This is a genomic window from Streptomyces sp. LZ34 (assembly GCF_053890475.1).
Genome location: NZ_CM132680.1, coordinates 732,680 through 748,712, shown reverse-complemented (window position 1 = coordinate 748,712; position 16,033 = coordinate 732,680). Strand labels below are relative to the sequence as shown.

Annotated in this window: 15 protein-coding genes; 4 read left to right on the top strand and 11 right to left on the bottom strand. The window is 69.8% G+C overall.

The genetic code is table 11. The annotated features are described in order from the left end of the window. Nucleotides 1-6 precede the first annotated feature (6 nt). Entirely contained in the window at nucleotides 7-2,022 is a 2,016-nt protein-coding gene (locus ACWY4P_RS02445) for an alpha-glucuronidase (protein ID WP_456208423.1), read from the bottom strand. Between the two features lie 232 nt (nucleotides 2,023-2,254). On the opposite strand from ACWY4P_RS02445, the gene ACWY4P_RS02440 reads away from it, so the two are divergent. Continuing rightward, entirely contained in the window at nucleotides 2,255-2,635 is a 381-nt protein-coding gene (locus ACWY4P_RS02440; RefSeq protein WP_456208422.1) for a winged helix-turn-helix transcriptional regulator, read from the top strand. 41 nt (nucleotides 2,636-2,676) lie between these two features. Here ACWY4P_RS02440 and ACWY4P_RS02435 read toward each other — a convergent pair whose 3' ends face one another. Next, on the bottom strand, nucleotides 2,677-3,084 hold the full coding sequence (locus tag ACWY4P_RS02435) for a RidA family protein (RefSeq protein WP_456212783.1): 408 nt from the start codon (nucleotides 3,082-3,084) through the stop codon (nucleotides 2,677-2,679). A gap of 180 nt (nucleotides 3,085-3,264) precedes the next feature. Here ACWY4P_RS02435 and ACWY4P_RS02430 point away from each other — a divergent pair, with 180 nt between their 5' ends. Then, nucleotides 3,265-3,768 carry a YfbM family protein gene (locus ACWY4P_RS02430; RefSeq protein ID WP_456208421.1) on the top strand — a complete coding sequence of 168 codons (504 nt, stop codon included), beginning with the start codon at nucleotides 3,265-3,267 and terminating at the stop codon, nucleotides 3,766-3,768. A 158-nt stretch (nucleotides 3,769-3,926) separates the two neighbouring features. Here the strand turns inward: ACWY4P_RS02430 and ACWY4P_RS02425 are convergent, their stop codons facing one another. The 3 genes from ACWY4P_RS02425 to ACWY4P_RS02415 are packed head-to-tail and all read right to left on the bottom strand — an operon-like array spanning nucleotide 3,927 to nucleotide 7,029. Next, nucleotides 3,927-4,217: an acyl carrier protein gene (locus ACWY4P_RS02425; RefSeq protein ID WP_456208420.1), complete on the bottom strand. Its 291-nt coding sequence runs from the start codon at nucleotides 4,215-4,217 to the stop codon at nucleotides 3,927-3,929. Beyond that, the gene (locus tag ACWY4P_RS02420; RefSeq protein WP_456208419.1) at nucleotides 4,214-5,803 is read right to left on the bottom strand and encodes an amino acid adenylation domain-containing protein; all 1,590 of its coding nucleotides are present in this window, start codon (nucleotides 5,801-5,803) and stop codon (nucleotides 4,214-4,216) included. The genes ACWY4P_RS02425 and ACWY4P_RS02420 overlap by 4 nt, the downstream gene beginning before the upstream one ends. 17 nt (nucleotides 5,804-5,820) lie before the next feature. After that, nucleotides 5,821-7,029 (bottom strand): cytochrome P450, encoded by a 1,209-nt coding sequence (locus ACWY4P_RS02415; RefSeq protein ID WP_456208418.1) that lies wholly within the window; start codon nucleotides 7,027-7,029, stop codon nucleotides 5,821-5,823. A gap of 174 nt (nucleotides 7,030-7,203) precedes the next feature. Between ACWY4P_RS02415 and ACWY4P_RS02410 the strand changes: the two genes are divergently transcribed. Further along, entirely contained in the window at nucleotides 7,204-8,379 is a 1,176-nt protein-coding gene (locus ACWY4P_RS02410; protein ID WP_456208417.1) for a cytochrome P450, read from the top strand. Between the two features lie 21 nt (nucleotides 8,380-8,400). After that, nucleotides 8,401-9,180, top strand: coding sequence for a thioesterase II family protein (locus ACWY4P_RS02405; protein WP_456208416.1), 780 nt, complete (start codon nucleotides 8,401-8,403; stop codon nucleotides 9,178-9,180). Nucleotides 9,181-9,185: 5 nt separating this feature from the next. Here the strand turns inward: ACWY4P_RS02405 and ACWY4P_RS02400 are convergent, their stop codons facing one another. From ACWY4P_RS02400 to dpgB, 6 genes are read right to left on the bottom strand one after another with little or no spacing between them, the layout of a single operon-like run. Continuing rightward, nucleotides 9,186-9,452, bottom strand: a complete 267-nt coding sequence (locus tag ACWY4P_RS02400; RefSeq protein WP_456208415.1) for a phosphopantetheine-binding protein — start codon at nucleotides 9,450-9,452, stop codon at nucleotides 9,186-9,188. A 22-nt stretch (nucleotides 9,453-9,474) separates the two neighbouring features. Continuing rightward, nucleotides 9,475-10,518, bottom strand: a complete 1,044-nt coding sequence (locus ACWY4P_RS02395; protein ID WP_456208414.1) for a methyltransferase — start codon at nucleotides 10,516-10,518, stop codon at nucleotides 9,475-9,477. Between the two features lie 60 nt (nucleotides 10,519-10,578). Then, a complete protein-coding gene (locus ACWY4P_RS02390) occupies nucleotides 10,579-12,645 on the bottom strand; it encodes a KedN5 family methylcobalamin-dependent radical SAM C-methyltransferase (protein WP_456208413.1) in 2,067 nt (688 codons plus the stop codon). Nucleotides 12,646-12,654: 9 nt separating this feature from the next. Then, nucleotides 12,655-13,932 carry an aminotransferase-like domain-containing protein gene (locus ACWY4P_RS02385; protein WP_456208412.1) on the bottom strand — a complete coding sequence of 426 codons (1,278 nt, stop codon included), beginning with the start codon at nucleotides 13,930-13,932 and terminating at the stop codon, nucleotides 12,655-12,657. Nucleotides 13,933-13,942: 10 nt separating this feature from the next. Beyond that, on the bottom strand, nucleotides 13,943-15,301 hold the full coding sequence (gene dpgC, locus ACWY4P_RS02380; RefSeq protein ID WP_456208411.1) for a (3,5-dihydroxyphenyl)acetyl-CoA 1,2-dioxygenase DpgC: 1,359 nt from the start codon (nucleotides 15,299-15,301) through the stop codon (nucleotides 13,943-13,945). Beyond that, a complete protein-coding gene (dpgB, locus tag ACWY4P_RS02375) occupies nucleotides 15,298-16,023 on the bottom strand; it encodes an enoyl-CoA-hydratase DpgB (RefSeq protein WP_456208410.1) in 726 nt (241 codons plus the stop codon). Before dpgB ends, dpgC begins: the two co-directional genes overlap by 4 nt. Nucleotides 16,024-16,033: the final 10 nt, after the last annotated feature.

The window sequence follows — 16,033 nt, the reverse complement described above, 5'->3', positions numbered from 1 at the left end:
TCGAGCTCAGTAGATGCGGCGCCCGCGTGCGTCCGGTACGCCGGACTTCCGGAAGAAGTACGTGGTGATGTGGTCGCGCCACTCGCGGGCGCTGCGGAGCTGCTCCTCGTAGCGCTCCGCCGCCCGAGCGTGACGTGCCGAATCCATCAGGTCCGCGAGCCCGGCCCACACCCGACGTGTCTCCTCGACCTCCGCCACGCCCTCGAAGTGCGTGTCGTAGATGTGCTGGATCACCGTGTCGCCGCTGTGCAGCACATGTCCGTAGGGCACATGGTGGAAGAAGAGCAGCAGCTCGTCCGGGCAGGTCTCGGGCGACTCGTACACCTCCGCCCACGGCTTCGCGTACTGCCCCGCGAACCCGGTGCCCGTCGCCTGGCTGCGGTCGACACCGACTCCGTCCCGGTCGGCGAAGTGGTACGTCCCCCACGGGCTGTACTCGTAGCCGTCCACGCTCGGCCCGTAGTGGTGGCCGGGCTGCACCATGAAGCCGATGCCGAGCGGCGCCGTGTACTTCTCGTACGTCCGCCACGAGCCGTCCAGAACCGCCCGCAGCCCGCCGCGCAGCCGCGCGGGATCAGCGGTCTCCTCGGGTGTGAAGGACAGCTCGATCCACTCGTGCAGGACCGCGCCCGGGTCGGCGTCGGGCTGCCAGGCCAGGCGGCCGACCGCGTACAGGTTCGCCTGCGCCAGCGGATGCCCGGTCCAGAACGGGTCGTCACCGGCGCTCGACACCGCCACCAGGCCGCCGCCACGCGCCAGGTCCCCGACGCTCGGCCCCTCCTGCCCCTCGGGCCGAAACCGCAGCGCGTCGCTCCACATCGGCCCGAGCCAGCACACGTGCCGTTGCTGTCCCGTGTACTCCTGGGTGGCCTGTATCTCCACCGCCAGCCGAGTGTTCGGCATCGCGCCGACCACCGGGGAGACGGGCTCGCGCGCCTGGAAGTCCATCGGCCCGTGCTTCACCTGAAGCACCGCGTTCGCCGCGAACTCGCCGTCCAAGGGGGCGAAGTGGTCGTAGGCCGCGCGCGCCCGGTCCACCGACCGGTCCCGCCAGTCCTGCCGATGGTTGTAGACAAAGGCCCGCCAGTGCACCGTGGCGCCGTACGGGGCGAGTGCCGCGGCCAGCATGTTGGCGCCGTCCGCGTGGCTGCGGCCATAGGTGAACGGGCCGGGCTGCCCCTCGGAGTCGGCCTTCACCACGTACCCGCCGAAATCGGGTATCGCCGCGTACACCCGGCCGGTCGTCTCCGCCCACCAGTCGGTCACCGCGGCGTCCAGCGGATCGGCGGTGGGCAGGCCGCCGAGCACGACGGGCGCGGCGAAGGAGACGGACAGATGTGTCCGGATCCCGTACGGGCGCAGCGCGTCCGCGATCGCGGCCACCTCGCCGATGCGGTCGGTCAGCAGGTGCGCCTCGGTTTCGTGCACATTCACGTTGTTCACGGTGACCGCGTTGATCCCGCACGCGGCCAGCAGCCTGCCGTAACAGCGCACCCGCTCCAGCTCGTCCCGAGAGCCCCGTGCCAGGCCGTCCCGCCAGAACAGAGAGCCGCCCGAGTACCCCCGCTCCACCTGGCCCATCACCGGATGCACCGCCACGTTGTCCCAGTGGTCCAGCATCCTCAGCGCCAGCGCCGGACGGTGCACCTCGCGCGCCCGCTCGCCCCGGAAGGCCGCCTCGCCGAGTCGCACCAGGTGGAACAACCCGTACAGCAGCCCGGCCTGACCGGCGGCTGTCACCCGTGTGACGCCGCCCGCCCGCACCAGCGCGAACCCTTCGTCCCCGAGCCCGTCCCGGTCGCCGTCCTCACCCAGCTCCAGCACCAGGTCGTACGGCGCGCCCTGCGCCCGCGCATCTCGTACGACCTCACCGCCGAACCGTGCGCAGGAGTACGTCACTTCTCCGTGCACCGTGTCCACCAGTGGGCCCGTTCCGGAGATCAGCGTGCGCCGGGAACCGACCGGACGGAACACCCCGGGCGGCAGCCACGCCGGGTCCACGCCGCTGGGCGGCACGGGCACGGGTGTGGGTGTGGATGCGGGTACGGATGCGGATGCTGTCACGGAAACCCCTGGTCAGTGCGTATCGAGCTCGCCGTACCGGCTGGGCGCGGGCGGGCGGCCCAAGTATGCCGTGTGCCGGTCGGGGTTGACGAGACATACCTGCTCTCTTGTGGTTACTGAGAAACTGTAGGAGAGTGGCCGCTGATAGGGGAGAACGTACTCTTCGGTGATTGGGTGGCTGGGGAACCTGATGGGAACCAAGCAGTTCACGGGCTCGCCCGAGGATGCGGACCTGGCGCGCGCGGACTCTTTGGCGCGGGAGATCTTCTCGGACGTCGCCAACAAGTGGGCGCTATTGATCATCGAGTTTCTCGGTGAACGCACCCTGCGCTTCAGCGAGCTGCGCAACGAGGTCGAGGGCATCAGTCACAAGATGCTCACCCAGAATTTGCGCATGCTGGAGCGCAATGGCCTGGTCGAGCGGAACGTGCACCCCACCGTGCCGCCGCGGGTCGAGTACACCCTCACCGAGGCGGGCCAGGCCCTGCGAGGGACGATCGATGGAATGTGCGGCTGGACCCGCCAGTACCTCGGCCACATCGACGCCTCCCGCCGCCGCTTCGACGCCTGACGGGCGGAGCACTCGCGCGCGAAGCGGCCACATCACCTGTGTCAGTCGAGGACCGCGGTGGCCTCGATTTCGACCAGATGATCGGGTATATCCAGTGCCGCAACGCCCAGCAGCGTGGCCGGCGGGGCCGCGGTGACCCCCAGCTTCGCGGCCGCCCGAGCGATCCCCTCCAGGAGCGGGGGCATCTTGTCGGGGGTCCAGTCGACGACGTAGACGGTCAGTTTCGCCACGTCGTCGAAGGAGCCACCGACCCCGGCCAAAGCGGTGCCGATGTTGAGGTAGCACTGCTCGACCTGAGTGGCGAGGTCACCTTCGCCGACCGTGACCCCGTCGGCATCCCAGGCGACCTGCCCGGCGATGGAGACCAGCCTCGACCCAGTCGCGATCGACACCTGCCGGTACGCCTCGATTTCCGGCAATCCGCTGGGGTTCACCAGGGTGATGGCCATGTTGCCCGCCTCCTTGTCATGAGAGCCCATTGCTCTCCTGTGGTTACTCGGAAACCGTAGGAGAGTGACCGTTGACATGGAAGAACGCACTTTTCGGTGACTGGGGAACCTCACGGTGACCGAGCAGCTCATCGCGCCGCCTCCAACCGTGCTGTCAGTGCCCATCCGTAACATCTGGCCATGGGCATGATCGGAGAGTACGCGCGTCTGACCCCCGCCGAACTCGAGCGCGCGGTCCGCGACCCGGACTGGGCCCGGGCGTACATCGGCGAGCTGACCGAGACGGAACTGGACGAGGGTCCCGGGGCGACACCGGCGCGCTGCCACGACACCGACAAGGCATGGCACGCCCTCGACTACCTGCTGCGCCGCCTCGCGTTTCCCGTCGACATCGTCTACGGCGAGGAGGAAATCCCCGGGGCCGACGGCTGGGGCTACGGGCCGCCCCGCTATCTCACCCCGGAGCGCGTGCAGGTGGCCGCTGAGGCGTTCGCGGCCATGCCTCCGGGGGCCTTGGTCAGCGGTGTCACTGCGGCTGATCTCGTCCAGGCCGACATCTATCCCGTCATCGTCTGGGAAGGTGACGAGTCGCTGGACTACGTGACCAGCAACTACCAGGCGCTGGTTCCGTTCTTCCAGGCGGCGGCCCGCGACGGGCACGCCGTGCTCATCTGGCTCGACTAAGAGTTGTCCCGGGGACAGTCCGGATTGCGAACATGGCATCCCAGGCGTGGTCCCGGCAGGCCGGGTCTCATCCTGGGGTAGACATGTCGCCCACCGGAATCTGCCGAGCAGAGGCTGGGCTTCACCTGCGGTGGAGTCCAGTGCGCCGCGTCGACGCACTACTGACGCGTATCGCCGCTCTTTTCGGCGGCCGGACCACACAGCAGTGCGCTGATGGCATCGACGCTCTCGAACGTCCCGCTGGTGATGTTCTCCTGGGAGAGGGGGATGCCGAAGGTGTCGTGTATCCAGCCCGCGGTGATCGCGGTGTTGAGGGAGTTGAGGACCCCGTACTCGAACAGGGGGGTGTCCGAGGTCAGTTCGCCCTCGGGGTCTCCTCCCAGGAACCTCTCGCGGACGAAGGTGAGCAGCCGTGCCGTGATCTCTTCGCGGGACCGGTCTTCGCTCACGGCTGCTCCTCCTGCGGGTTCTGGGTGCGGTGCGGAGTGCGTGGGTCCGCGGTGGCGGGACCGTCCGTCAGCGCGGCGCGGTCGAGCTTCCCCCGGTCGGTTCTCGGCAGCCGGTCGAGGAATCGCACCTCGTCGGGGAGCATGTGTGCGGGAAGCCGCTCCGCGAGATGGCGGCGGAGCGCGAGGACTCCGGTGCGGCTGCCCGGGGCGCGGGCCACGAAGGCGATCAGCCGCGCGTCAAGGCCTTCCCCGACACCGGCCGCGGCGGCCTCGGACACGTCGTCGTGCGCCTGGAGCACCGCCTCGACCTCGCCCAGTTCGATGCGGTGGCCGCGGATCTTCACCCGGTGGTCGGTGCGCCCCACGTAGTCGAACGAGCCGTCGTCGAGCACCCGGACCACGTCCCCCGTGCCATAGCGCGCGGGCTGGGCCCGGCCGCCCCAGTAGCCGCGGAAGACGGTGGGGCCCTCGACCATCAGCTCCCCTTCCTCACCCGGCCCGGCCACGGTGCCGTCGGGCCGTACCGCCCACACCTTGTCGCCGCTGCTCGCCACCCCGATGGGAACCGGGCGGTCCCTGGCCAGATCGGCCGGGACGACCTCGTGGTAGGTGCAGACGTTGGTCTCGGTCGGGCCGTAGAGGTTGAGCAGCCGCCCGTCGGTCCAGCGCGCCAACTCGCGTACGTGGTCGATGGGGAAGGGCTCCCCGGCGAACAGCACGGCGCGCAACGCGTCGGGCGCGGGCCGCTCCAGCAGGGCGCCGTCCCGCATCATGAGCATCAGCACGGAGGGAACGGAGTACCAGACGCTGATCCGCTCCCGGTGCAGAAAGTCGACCAGCCGCCCCGGCGCGTAGGCGAGGTCGGAAGGGATCGGGCAGACCGCGGCCCCGGAGGCGAACGCGGCGTACAGGTCCAGCACCGACAGGTCGAAGGTGAACGGGGCGTGGTTGGCGAACCGGTCATGGGCCCCCGCGTCGAGCTCCGCGACAGCCCAGTCGACGAAGGCCCGGGCGTTGCGGTGGCTCACACACACGCCCTTGGGGGTGCCGGTCGATCCCGAGGTGTAGAGGAGGTACGCGAGGTCGTCGGGGCCGACCGGGGCGTCGGCCCGCGGCACGGCACCGCGCTCCAGGGCCAGCCGCGCGTCGGCGAGCAGCGCGTCCAGATCCGCCAGGCGGGTGTGGGCGGTGGCCTCGGCGGGCAGACGCGGAGACAGGCCGGCCTCCGCGCAGATCAGGCGCGCGGCGCAGTCACGGGCTACCGCGGCCACCCGGCGGGCCGGAGTCCCGGAGCCCACGGGGACGTATGCGGCGCCGAGCCGCAGGACCGCCTGCATGGCGACGACGGCCCCCGAGGTCTTCCCGCTCCAGATGACGACGCGGTCGCCGCGCCCCACTCCACGAGCGGCCAGTTCCTGGGCCAGCGCGTCGGCCTGCCGGTCGAGTTCCCCGTAACGCAGGCCCCCGCAGGGGCCCGCGACGGCGGGCGCCCCGGGGTCGCGTGCGGCCGAGTCGATGACGAGCCGGTGCAGGCTCGGCGAGGTGCCTGAGGTGTCTGAGGTGCCTGACGTGTCCGGGGTGGTCATGGGCCCGATCTCCTTCGTCAGCCGACCGTCAGCGGCAGCGAGGCCAGTCCGCTGCCGACCCAGGAACCGTTGCGCCGCGGGGTGCCCGCGAGGGCGACGCCGTCGAACCTGGCCGCCAACTCCTCCAGCAGCACTCGGAGGATGAGCCGCACCAGCGCCGAGCCGATGCAGAAGTGCATGCCCGCGCCGAAGGTCAGATGCGGGTTGGGATGGCGGTCGAGTAGAAGTTCGTCGGGGTCCTGGAAGACCGTCTCGTCGCGGTTGGCCGAGGGCGTCCATACGGCCAGCGCGTCGCCCGCGCCGATCCGCACCCCGGTCAGCTCGGTGTCGGCCACGGCCGTGCGCAGGACGTGGGTGGCCGGAGCCGTCCAGCGCAGGATCTCCTCGACCGCCCGGCTCATGTCGACGTCGCCGGACCGGAGCGACTCCCACGCCGTGGGCCGCTCAAGCAGTGCGAGCAGGCCGCCGCTGGCGGCGTGGCGGGCCGTCTCGCTCGCGGCCACCACCACGTTGTCACAGGTCAGCAGGATCTCCTCGTCGGTGAGGCCGAGCCCGTCGACCTTGGCCTCGAGCAGCGCACTGACCAGGTCGTTCGCCGGGCACTTCCGCCGGTCCCGCAACACCTGGAAGTAGTACATCATCACCTCGTGATGGCCCATCTCGGCCGCGGGATCGGCCTCGTCCGTGGCCCCCTCGGTGGCCCGTGCGGACGCTTCGACGATCAGCGGCACATCGGCGGGCGCGACCCCCAGCAGCCCGGCGGAGACGGACAGGGGGAGCGGCGCGGCGACATCGGCGACGAAATCCCCGCCGCCCCGTTCGCGCATGCCGTCGAGAAGCGCTGCGACGGTACGTCTCGCGACCTCCTCGAACTTCCGCACCGCGCGGCGGGTGAACAGATGGGTGAGGGACCGGCGAATCTGGGTGTGCCGGGGCGGATCGGTCAGGACGAGCATTTTCCCGGAACCGGGATACGGTTTCGAGAGATCGGTCCTGAGCATGGTCCCATTGACGGAGGTGAATCTGCGCCAGTCACTCAGCACCTCGACTGCCGGCTCATGCGCCACCACCGACCAGAAGGGGCTTCCTCTCCCTTCGTGGCGGTGCACGGGGCCCGCGCCGCGCATGGCGCGCCATGCCGCGTGAGGATCGCCCTCCGCGTAAAGGGCCGGGTCGCGAAGGTCGGGCAGGAAGGGAAGACCGGGAGACTCGGGGACGGATTTCATCAGTGCTTTCCCGTCTTTTGTCAACGGTGGTCACCGTGGTCGGAACTATCGCACAGGCGGTGCGGTGGCTGTCCAGTTCTCAACTGTCGAGCCTCCGCACTCTGGACGCCGACGAGGGGGCGCCTGTACTGTTTCTCCTGTGCTTTTCAGACGCTTTCGGAAAAGTCATCTGCCATGACGCGGCATAAATCATTCGACGCGCCCCACGAGTTAGGCTGGTCGGACCACCAGGATTCCTTACGGAGGTTTGTCTATCCGGACGGACATATCGGCTGGCTGGTCACCGGGTATGCGCTCTCCCGCATGGTGCTTGCCGATTCCCGATTCAGCTCGCGGGCCGAGCTGAAAAGGGTTCCACTGCGGCGTCCGGGTGCCGAGCCCTTTCTCGGCCGGCCCACGGTGCCTGGCTGGTTCATCGATATGGACCGGCCCGACCACACCCGCTACCGCCGCCTGCTGGCCGGTCAGTTCACGGCCCACCGGCTGGGCGCGCTGCGGCAGCGCATCGGGCGCATCGTCGCCGAGCGGCTCGACGTCATGGAGCGCACCGGCGCCCCCGTCGACCTCATCGAGACCTTCGCACTGCCCGTTCCCCTGCTCACCATCAGCGAAATGCTCGGAGTTCCCGCCGCGGAACGGGACGAGTTCCACCGGTGCAGCACGGTGCTGTTCAGTCTGGAATCCACCCCCCAAGAGGCGCAGGACGCCATGGGGGAGCTCACCGACCTCTTCCTGCGGGCCGTGAAGAGCAAACGGCGCGAGTCCGACCGGTCCGCTGACGGGTTGCTCCGCCATCTCGCCGCCGACGGAGGACTGGCGGACCGCGAGATCGCGGGCGCCGGTGTGCTGCTGCTCACGGCCGGGCACGAGACGGTTTCCGGAATGCTCGGACTGGGCACCTACGCGCTGTTGACCGACCCCGGCCAGTTGATCGCGCTCAGGCAAGGCCAGGTGACGATCGACGACGCGGTCGAGGAACTGCTGCGCTTTATTCCGATCCTGCACCACGGGGTGCCCCGCGGCGCCCTGGAGGATGTGGAACTGGAAGGGCAGCTGATCAAGGCGGGAGACGCCGTGACCATTTCGCTGCCCGCCGCCAACCGGGACCCCGGGCGATTCGAAGAGGCCGAGGAATTCGATCTCTCCCGGGCGGAGAAGACCCATATCGCGTTCGGTCACGGAGTTCATCAGTGCATTGGGCAGAATCTGGCACGGATCGAGCTGAGAACCGCATTCGCGGCGCTGTTCGCCCGCTTTCCCGAGCTGCGCCTGGCGGCCGCGCCGGATGCCATCGAATTCACCAAGGACGCCGGTCTGAACGGGGTGCGCAGTCTTCCGGTCGCCTGGTGATGTGCCGAGAGGGGAGAATCCGTGACCAAGCCCGAGGGATCCGGCACCACCACGCCGAGGGCACGGCTGTGGCTCAATATGCGGCCGGGGCTCGAGCGGCCCTCGCGGCTGGTGTTCCTGGTCGCCCACGCCGGGGCCGGACCCAGCAGTCTGCGCGACGTGGAACATGAACTGCCCCCGGGCTGGGGCGCCTTCGCGCTGGCCCTGCCGGGCCGGGAGCGGCGCCTCATGGATCCGCCGGAGTGGGAGCTGGACCAGTTGGCCGCCGAAGCGGCGGGCGAAGCGGGTGCCCTGCTGTCGGCCGGCCCGTACCGGTCGGTCCCGGTGGCCGTGGCCGGCCAGTGCTCCGGGGTGTGGCTGGCCTATGCGATCCTCGCCGCGGGCGGCCCGTCGCTGCGGTCCCGCTGCCGCACGCTGTTCGCCGTGTCCGGACTGCCCTGGGACGCTCCCCGGACCGAGGATGTGCTGCCGGACGACTCCACCGCGATGTGGGAGCAGCTGTCGGCCGCCGGCAACACCCCCTCGGACGTGGCCGTCGACCAGGAGATCAGGGAGCTGCTGGAGCCCGCCATCCGCGCCGACTACGACGCTGTGAGCCGGTTTCCGCACGCTGCCGAGCCACTGGAGGTCCCCATCGTGGTGGTGGCGGGCTCCCGGGACACGGAAGTGGACGCGGCGACGCTGAAGGGCTGGTCCCGCTACACCCCGTCCCTGGAGATCGTCTGGCTGCCAAGCGGCCATCTGCCCATGCAGGAAGTGCCCGGGGACACCGCGCGGGTGATGGTCGACCATCTGGCGTAACCGCATCAGTCGAAGCTCTCCGGAGGATCCAGCAGCGCGCCGAGCGCCAGCCAGAGGGAGTCCACCGTCTCGAAGGTCTTGGCGGTGAGCGTCTCGTCCGGAATCTCGATCCGGAAGGCCTCCTCCAGCTGGACGACCAGCTGGAGGAGCAATAGGGAATCCAGGCCGAAGTCGGCCAGCCTGTCGTGCGGGCTCAGCCGGCCGGCCGGCGCGACCGGAAGATTTGACTTCAGGATCTTCTCGTAGGCGTCGAAGTCGCTCTCATCGGGCACTGTCTGCCGCCTCGCCTTCTCTTCAGTCCTTGATGCCGACGACCAGTCCGTGCTCGTACGGCAGGCCGGTGAACGACTTGACGCTGCGGCAGCCCGCCTGCCTGATCCACGCCTCGTAGTCCTTGGCCGGGTGCGCCATGCCCTCCCCGCTGGCCAGGACGTTGAGGAAGAGCGACAGCCGCGCTGCGAGCAGGCCGCTTCGCTCGTCGTCCGGCGCGGTGAGCCCGTACGCGAACAGCTTTCCGCCCGAGGGCAGGGCCTTGTACCCCTTCGAGATCAGCAGCAGGTTCTGCTCGGCGGAGAAGGGCTCCAGAACGTGGCTGAAGAGAATGCCGTCGACATCGGTTGGAAAGTCGTCCGTGAAGATGTCGCCGGGGTACATCTTCACCCGGTCCGCGAGCTCCGGCGGAATCGACAGCTCCGCGTGCTTGGTCACGCTCGGCAGGTCGAAGATGGTGACACGGGCCTCCGGATACCGCTCGGCGAACCGGATGGCCGTGGTCCCGTCGCCGCCCCCGACATCGAGCAGATGGCGCACCGAGGCCATCTCGGGGTTGTCGAGCAGCGCGGTGACGAACAGATGGGTGAAGGGCGCGATGGAGTCGTGGTACATCGCCTCCAGCTTCGGATCGTGCGACAGCCGGTCGTAGAGGGTCTGCCCGGACCCCGGGTACGCCTCCAGCGCGGTGTTGTCGCCCGTCCTCAGGGCGGAGGTCAGATACGGAAAGGCCGGGTACTGGAACTTCTGCCAGCCGATGAGGGTGTTGCGCCAGCTCTCCGGGACGTCCGCGGCCAGCATCGTGTCGGCCACCGTCGAGTTGGTGTACCCGCCGTCCTCCTTGGCGACGAGCTCCGTCGCGCACAGCCCGAGCATCAGCACCCGCAGCTGGTGCGTGGGAAGCCCGGTGAATTCCTGGATGTCGTCGAACGTGGCGCCCGGACGATCCGAGAGGAATTTGAAGACGTCCAGCTCAAGCGCCGCGACGAGGGCGTTGAACAGCGCGGGGCCGTTGGCGATCAGCTGGAACCGCTCGTACACCCGGTCGTGGTCCTGCGAACTTCCCATCGAGATGAATCCCCTGTTCTGGAGTGGTCCGGTGTTCTGGAGTGGTCGGAGCGGCAACGCTCAAGAGCAGCCGCCCTTGTCGCCCTGTAGCAGGGCCAGGGGCGAGGGGGTACGGCGGTCGTCGGCAGGGCCGAGACCGGCACCGGCCGCGTCCCCGGTCCCGTCGGACGGGCTCCCTCCGTCATCGCCGGAGGCGTTCGCCAGCACCTCGTCGCGCGTCATGCCCATGAACTGCATGACGATCTCGTGGTTGGTCGAGGTGACCGCGGACTCCGATCCGGTCAGGTAGTAGATGTCGAGCGTGCGTGGCGACGGGGTGAGCCCCGGGTCGACGTCCGCGCGTAACGCCGTGAGGATCGCGGGCACGTCGTAGCCGAGCTCCACGCCCCTGCGGACGTAGTACTCCTCGCCCCGTACCACCTCGACGGGCAGTTCCTCGTCCCTGGCCGGGCCGTCCGCCGGGCGGTACACGGGCTGGGTGAGCAGGTCGTAGCGGAACACCTCGTCGAGCAGCGGCGCGGCCGCTTCGGGGAGCCGCGGCCTGACCGACTCGCGCCACCAGCGGTTCAGCAGCCGCTGGGCCTCCGGGTCGGTGTACAGATAGCTGATGGCCGCGCCGAAGGCGCCGGTGCCGCCGATCGCGGTGGCCACATGGGTGCGCAGCGGAACGGCCGCCGGATCGTCGACCCGGCTGATCCATCCGTCGAGATCGGTCAGCACCTGGGACTGGCTCAGCCCGGCGTAGTGGCGCAGCGCCGACCAACTGCAGCGCAGCACCGCGTTCTCGGCCACGACACGCGCCCAGAACAGGAAGCGCTGCATCTGCTGGTTCTCCGCGACGGTCATGGAGTCGTGGGCGAGTACGTACTCGAAGTCGTCGTGGTCGCCGCGTACGGTCTTGAGACCGAAGAGCTCCTTCTTCTCCATGTAGTCGGTGTTCGGCAGCAACAGGATCGGATAGACGGCGATCCGCGACACCCGGCGGGAGAGCCGGTCGTAGCCCTCCATGAAGGATTCGACGGTCTCGCCCGGCGCCCCCCAGATCAGTTCGGCATAGCAGTCAAGGCCTTCCTGGCCCAGCCAGGCGACGAGGTCCTCCCATTCGTTGACTTTCATATTGCGCCGGTTCATGCTCTGCAGCGCGCTGTCGCTGAGGGTCTGCAACGCGAGGGTAAAGGAGCTGCGCATCCCCGCGTCCTTCATCATCTTGACTATTCGATAGAAGTTCTTCGACTTGTTCTTGGCCCAGGACGTCTCCAGCGCCCGGGGGAAGCCGTATCTGTCCCTGGTCTCGATGAGCGCTTCCACGAACTCGGCGTCATTCGGCAGCAGCCCGAAGTTGGCGTCGCAGGCCACTACGGTGTGCACCTTGAGTTCGGCGAACAGTTCGAGTTCGCGGCGCAGCCGGTCCATGGAGAAGGCGCGGACCTTCTGGCCGACGGCGCCACCCCAGTAGCAGAACGAGCACTTGTAGGGGCAGCCGCGGTTGGTCTCCATGAGGGCGACGTCGTAGCGGAAGTCGCCGTTTTCGTCGGTGAGATCGAGGGCGCCGGTCAGAAACGGGGACGGGATGATCTCCAGGTCCTCGATGCGCTCCCGCCCCTGGTTGGTGATCACCTCTCCGTCCTGGCCCCGGAAGGAAATCCCGGCCACGGACTCGAGATGGTGCTTGTCGGTGCCGTCGAGGTAGCCGGCGAGCAGATCGCGGAAGGTGAGTTCCCCCTCGCCGTTCACCACGACATCGACGTCGGGGAACATCCGGAACACCCGGGCCGCCTGTTCGGCGACATGGGTGCCGCCGAACACCACCCAGCCGTCCGGGTTGAGCTGCTTGAAGGTCGCGGCCAGCGAGCCGAAGGACTGATAGTTCCAGCCCAGGACGGAGAAGGCGATGACGTCCGGCGGATCGGCGCTGAACATCGCGTTCGCCATGGTGGCGTTGGTCGTGCCGCCGCGGAAGTTGTGAATGGTGATGTCCGTGGTCTCGCGGATGCGGTCGTCCGCCAGCGCGGTCGCCTTCAGATACCCGGAAGCCAGCGGCATGGACTCCAGCGGCATTTCCCACACCCCCTGCTGCACCAGAACGACGGAGGTCCTGGCCACGGGGGCTTGAGCGTCGGTGGTCACGTTCTCTCCTCACACGAGGCTGCACAGAAAGTCGGTCAGTCGGGCGACTCCCTCCTCGATCCGCCCGGGATCGAGATAGCTACAGGAGAGCCGGATTTCGTGATCGCCGCGGTCACCGAGGTAGAAGGGCGACATCGGCGTCCACAGCACCCCGTACTTGGACGCCGAGGTCTCCAGGAGCGCCACGTCGGCCGGCACCGGCAGCCGGATCCGTACGAAGAAGCCACCGGCGGGCCGGTTCCAGGCCAGGCCCGTCGGCAGGCGCCGCTCCAGCGCGTCGAGCAGCAGGGCCAGATTGCGCCGGTAGAACTCGGACTTCTCCCGCATCAGCGGGGTGAGCGAGCCGCCGTGCTCCAGCAGGATCCCGCCGATGAGCGCCTGGCAGATCGGCGAGGTGTTCACCGTGACCATGCCCTTGAGCGCGGCGAGTTCCCGGGCGAGCGTCCGCTCGGTTCCGTCCGCGGCCCGTACCCGCTGGTCGGCCACGACGAAGCCGACGCGGGCGCCCGGCAGACACACCTTGGAGTAGGTGCCGATGTGCACCACCCGGCCGGCCGTGTCCATGGCCTTCAGCGACGGCAGCTCGCTTCCGGGCTCGGCGGTGAAGCCGTAGGCGCCGTCCTCCAGCACCAGGAAGTCCTCGCGGTCGGCCAGCTCCAGCAGCCGCTCGCGGGAGGCCAGGTCCATCCGGGTCCCGGACGGGTTGGCGAAGTCCGGCGCGGCGTAGAGGGCGCGGACGCGGCGGCCTTCGGCGCGGGCGGCGCGGCACTCCCTCGCCAGCCGCCCGAGGTCGATCCCGTCGGCGTCCTCGGGGATGCCGACGACACCGATGTCGAGCAGTCTGGCGGCGCCGATCATCCCGACGTAGGAGGGGTCGACCACGGCGATCAGATCGCGTCCTGGCCGGCACAGGGCGCGCAGCGTCAGCAGCATCGCCTCCTGCGCCCCGACGGTGATCACCAGGGCCCCGGGCTCCACGCCGATGCCCAGGTCCCGGCGGAGCGAGTCGGCCACCAGGTCGTTGATCAGCCCCTGGCTCGGGCCGTACTCGTACAGCAGCCGGCGGGCCGCCTGTGGTGTGATGCCCCGCTCGCGGCACACATGGCCGACCCAGGACTCGGCGTAGCGGCCGATGTCGAGCTCGCGGAGAAAGGTGAGATGCGGGGCGCCGGGAGCGAAGGAGATCGCCTCCGGGTGGCGGGTCATGACCTCGTTGAGAAAGCCGACGGAGCTCAAGGCCGGATCGCCCAGCACGTCGTGCAGCTGTTCCGCGTCGAGCCGCAGCACCGGGGTCACCTCACCCTCGGGCCCGTGAGCGCGACCACGCCCGCTCGACCTTGTCGATGACGTCACGGTCGTACAGCCGGACGGCCTGGGTGAACGCGAACTCGGCCATATACGCGCGGAAGTGCTCCAAGGGCTCCTCCGCGAGGCCCAGCATCGCGCGGTTGGCGGCGACGGCGGGGTTGTCGAAGTCCCGTACGGCGGCCTCCACGGCGGCGTCCAGCCGGTCGGCCGGAACCACCTCGTCACATACCCAGGCGGCCTCGGGCTCGGTGGCCAGGATCTTCCGGCCGGACAGGATGACCTGCCGCGACAGCCGGCTGCCGGCCGCGCGGCCCAGCCGAAGGTTGCCCGCGCCCGGCACGATGCCCTCCTGCGCCGCGGGCAGGCTGAAGTAGGCGTCGTCCGCGGCGATGACCCGGTCGAAGACCAGCAGCAGCTGCATGCCGCCGCCGATGGCGAACGTGTCCACCGCCGCGATCCAGGGCTTGTGCACCGTCCGGTCGGGATAGGCGCCGGGGGAGGGGTCGACCAGCAGGCCGCGCAGCAGCTTGCTGATACAGCCCAGCTCCCTGCGGAGCAGGAAGTCGACGAAGGAGATCTTGCCCTCGCGCAGATGACGCAGGTTGATGCCCGCGCTGAAGACGCGCTTGCCGAGATAGCGGGGGTGGTTCATCACGCCGCCGCGCAACACGCCCACCCGCACCTGGTCGTCCAGCAGGGCGAGGTCGACCGCCGTCTCCATGGCGGCGATCAGTCCGTTGTCCTCCGCGTTGAGGCAGTAGCCGTTCCGCACGGTCAGATGGGCCGCCGGGCCGCGGCGCTCCAGCAGCACCGGTCCGAGGTCCAGCCGCCCCTCGCGCCGGAACTCGGGGAGCAGCTCCACGGCGCGCGGCGAGGCCAGCAGCATCGCGTCGGTGAGATGGGCGCCCACGCGCGGCGAGCGCAGCAGCCCGCGGAAGAAGATCCCCTGGTCGATCTCCAGGCCCTCCTTGTCCGCCTGGACGAGCCGCTGCTCCTCGGCCATCCGCGCCCGGCCGGGCACCAGGCCGGGGAACGCCTCGGCCGCCGCGAACACCAGCTCCGCGAGCCGGTGGTGGGCGGCGTGGCCGTCGGTCAGCGTGTCGTAGACGCGCTCCGCGTGTGCGTGGACGAACCGGTTGCGCAGCCCGCGGCACGCGTCGAGCACCCGCCGCGCCTCCGCGTGCTGTGGGCCACTGCGCTCGGGCTTCGCGGGCAGCAGCGCCAGCGCCTCCTCGCCCGCCGCCGCATACCGGGTGAGCGCCGCGGCGTCCCGGCGGAGGTCACCGGTCAGCGGCGGCGCCTCCTGCCGCCACGGCTTCGTAGGCGTCCGTTCTCCCGTGGCGGTCATCGGTCCCGCTCCCCGGCCGGGCCGTCCGCCGGGGGCTGCCGCCGGGCCGTCCGCCGCAGCTCCCGGTCGCAGGCCGCGAGATGGACGCCGAGCGCCTCCTCGTAGGACACCGACGAGGCCTCCAGCAGCAGCTGGCGTCTGACGGCCACTTCACCGGCCGACGCCCGGCCCAGCCAGACGGCCGCCGTACGCACCGCCTCGTCCAGGTCGTCACCGATCTCGTCGATCAGGCCGATCTCCTGGGCGTGGCGGGCGGGGAGGTCATGCCCCCAGAGCACCAGCCGGCGGGCCCTGGCCACGCCGAGGTGCTGGACCAGCCGGTAGACCGCCATGCCCGGCCAGAACTGGCCGTCGGTCACCGGCAGCAGCAGCCGCGCGTCCGGTGTCGCGATCCGGTAGTCGGTGGCCAGCAGCAGATCCAGCGCGGGGCCGCCGCAGGTGCCCGCGGCCACCGCGATGCTCACCGCGGCGAGCCGTTCGAACCGGCGCACGGCCCGCTCCCAGCGGCTGACCTCGTGGATCGAGACCTCTCCTGGCCAGGATCTGTCGGCGGGAGCCGCGCCCAGCTCCAGGACGACGACGGTCTGCTCCGCTCGGTCCTCGGTGCGCTCGCAGACCGCGTTGACCAGGGCCGTGAGCTCGGTCAGCGGACGGGCGGAGCCGAGGTCGATACGGAAGCCGAGGCCATCGGCGAGCCTCGCCACGTCATGGTGCACTGGCATGGATGTGCCC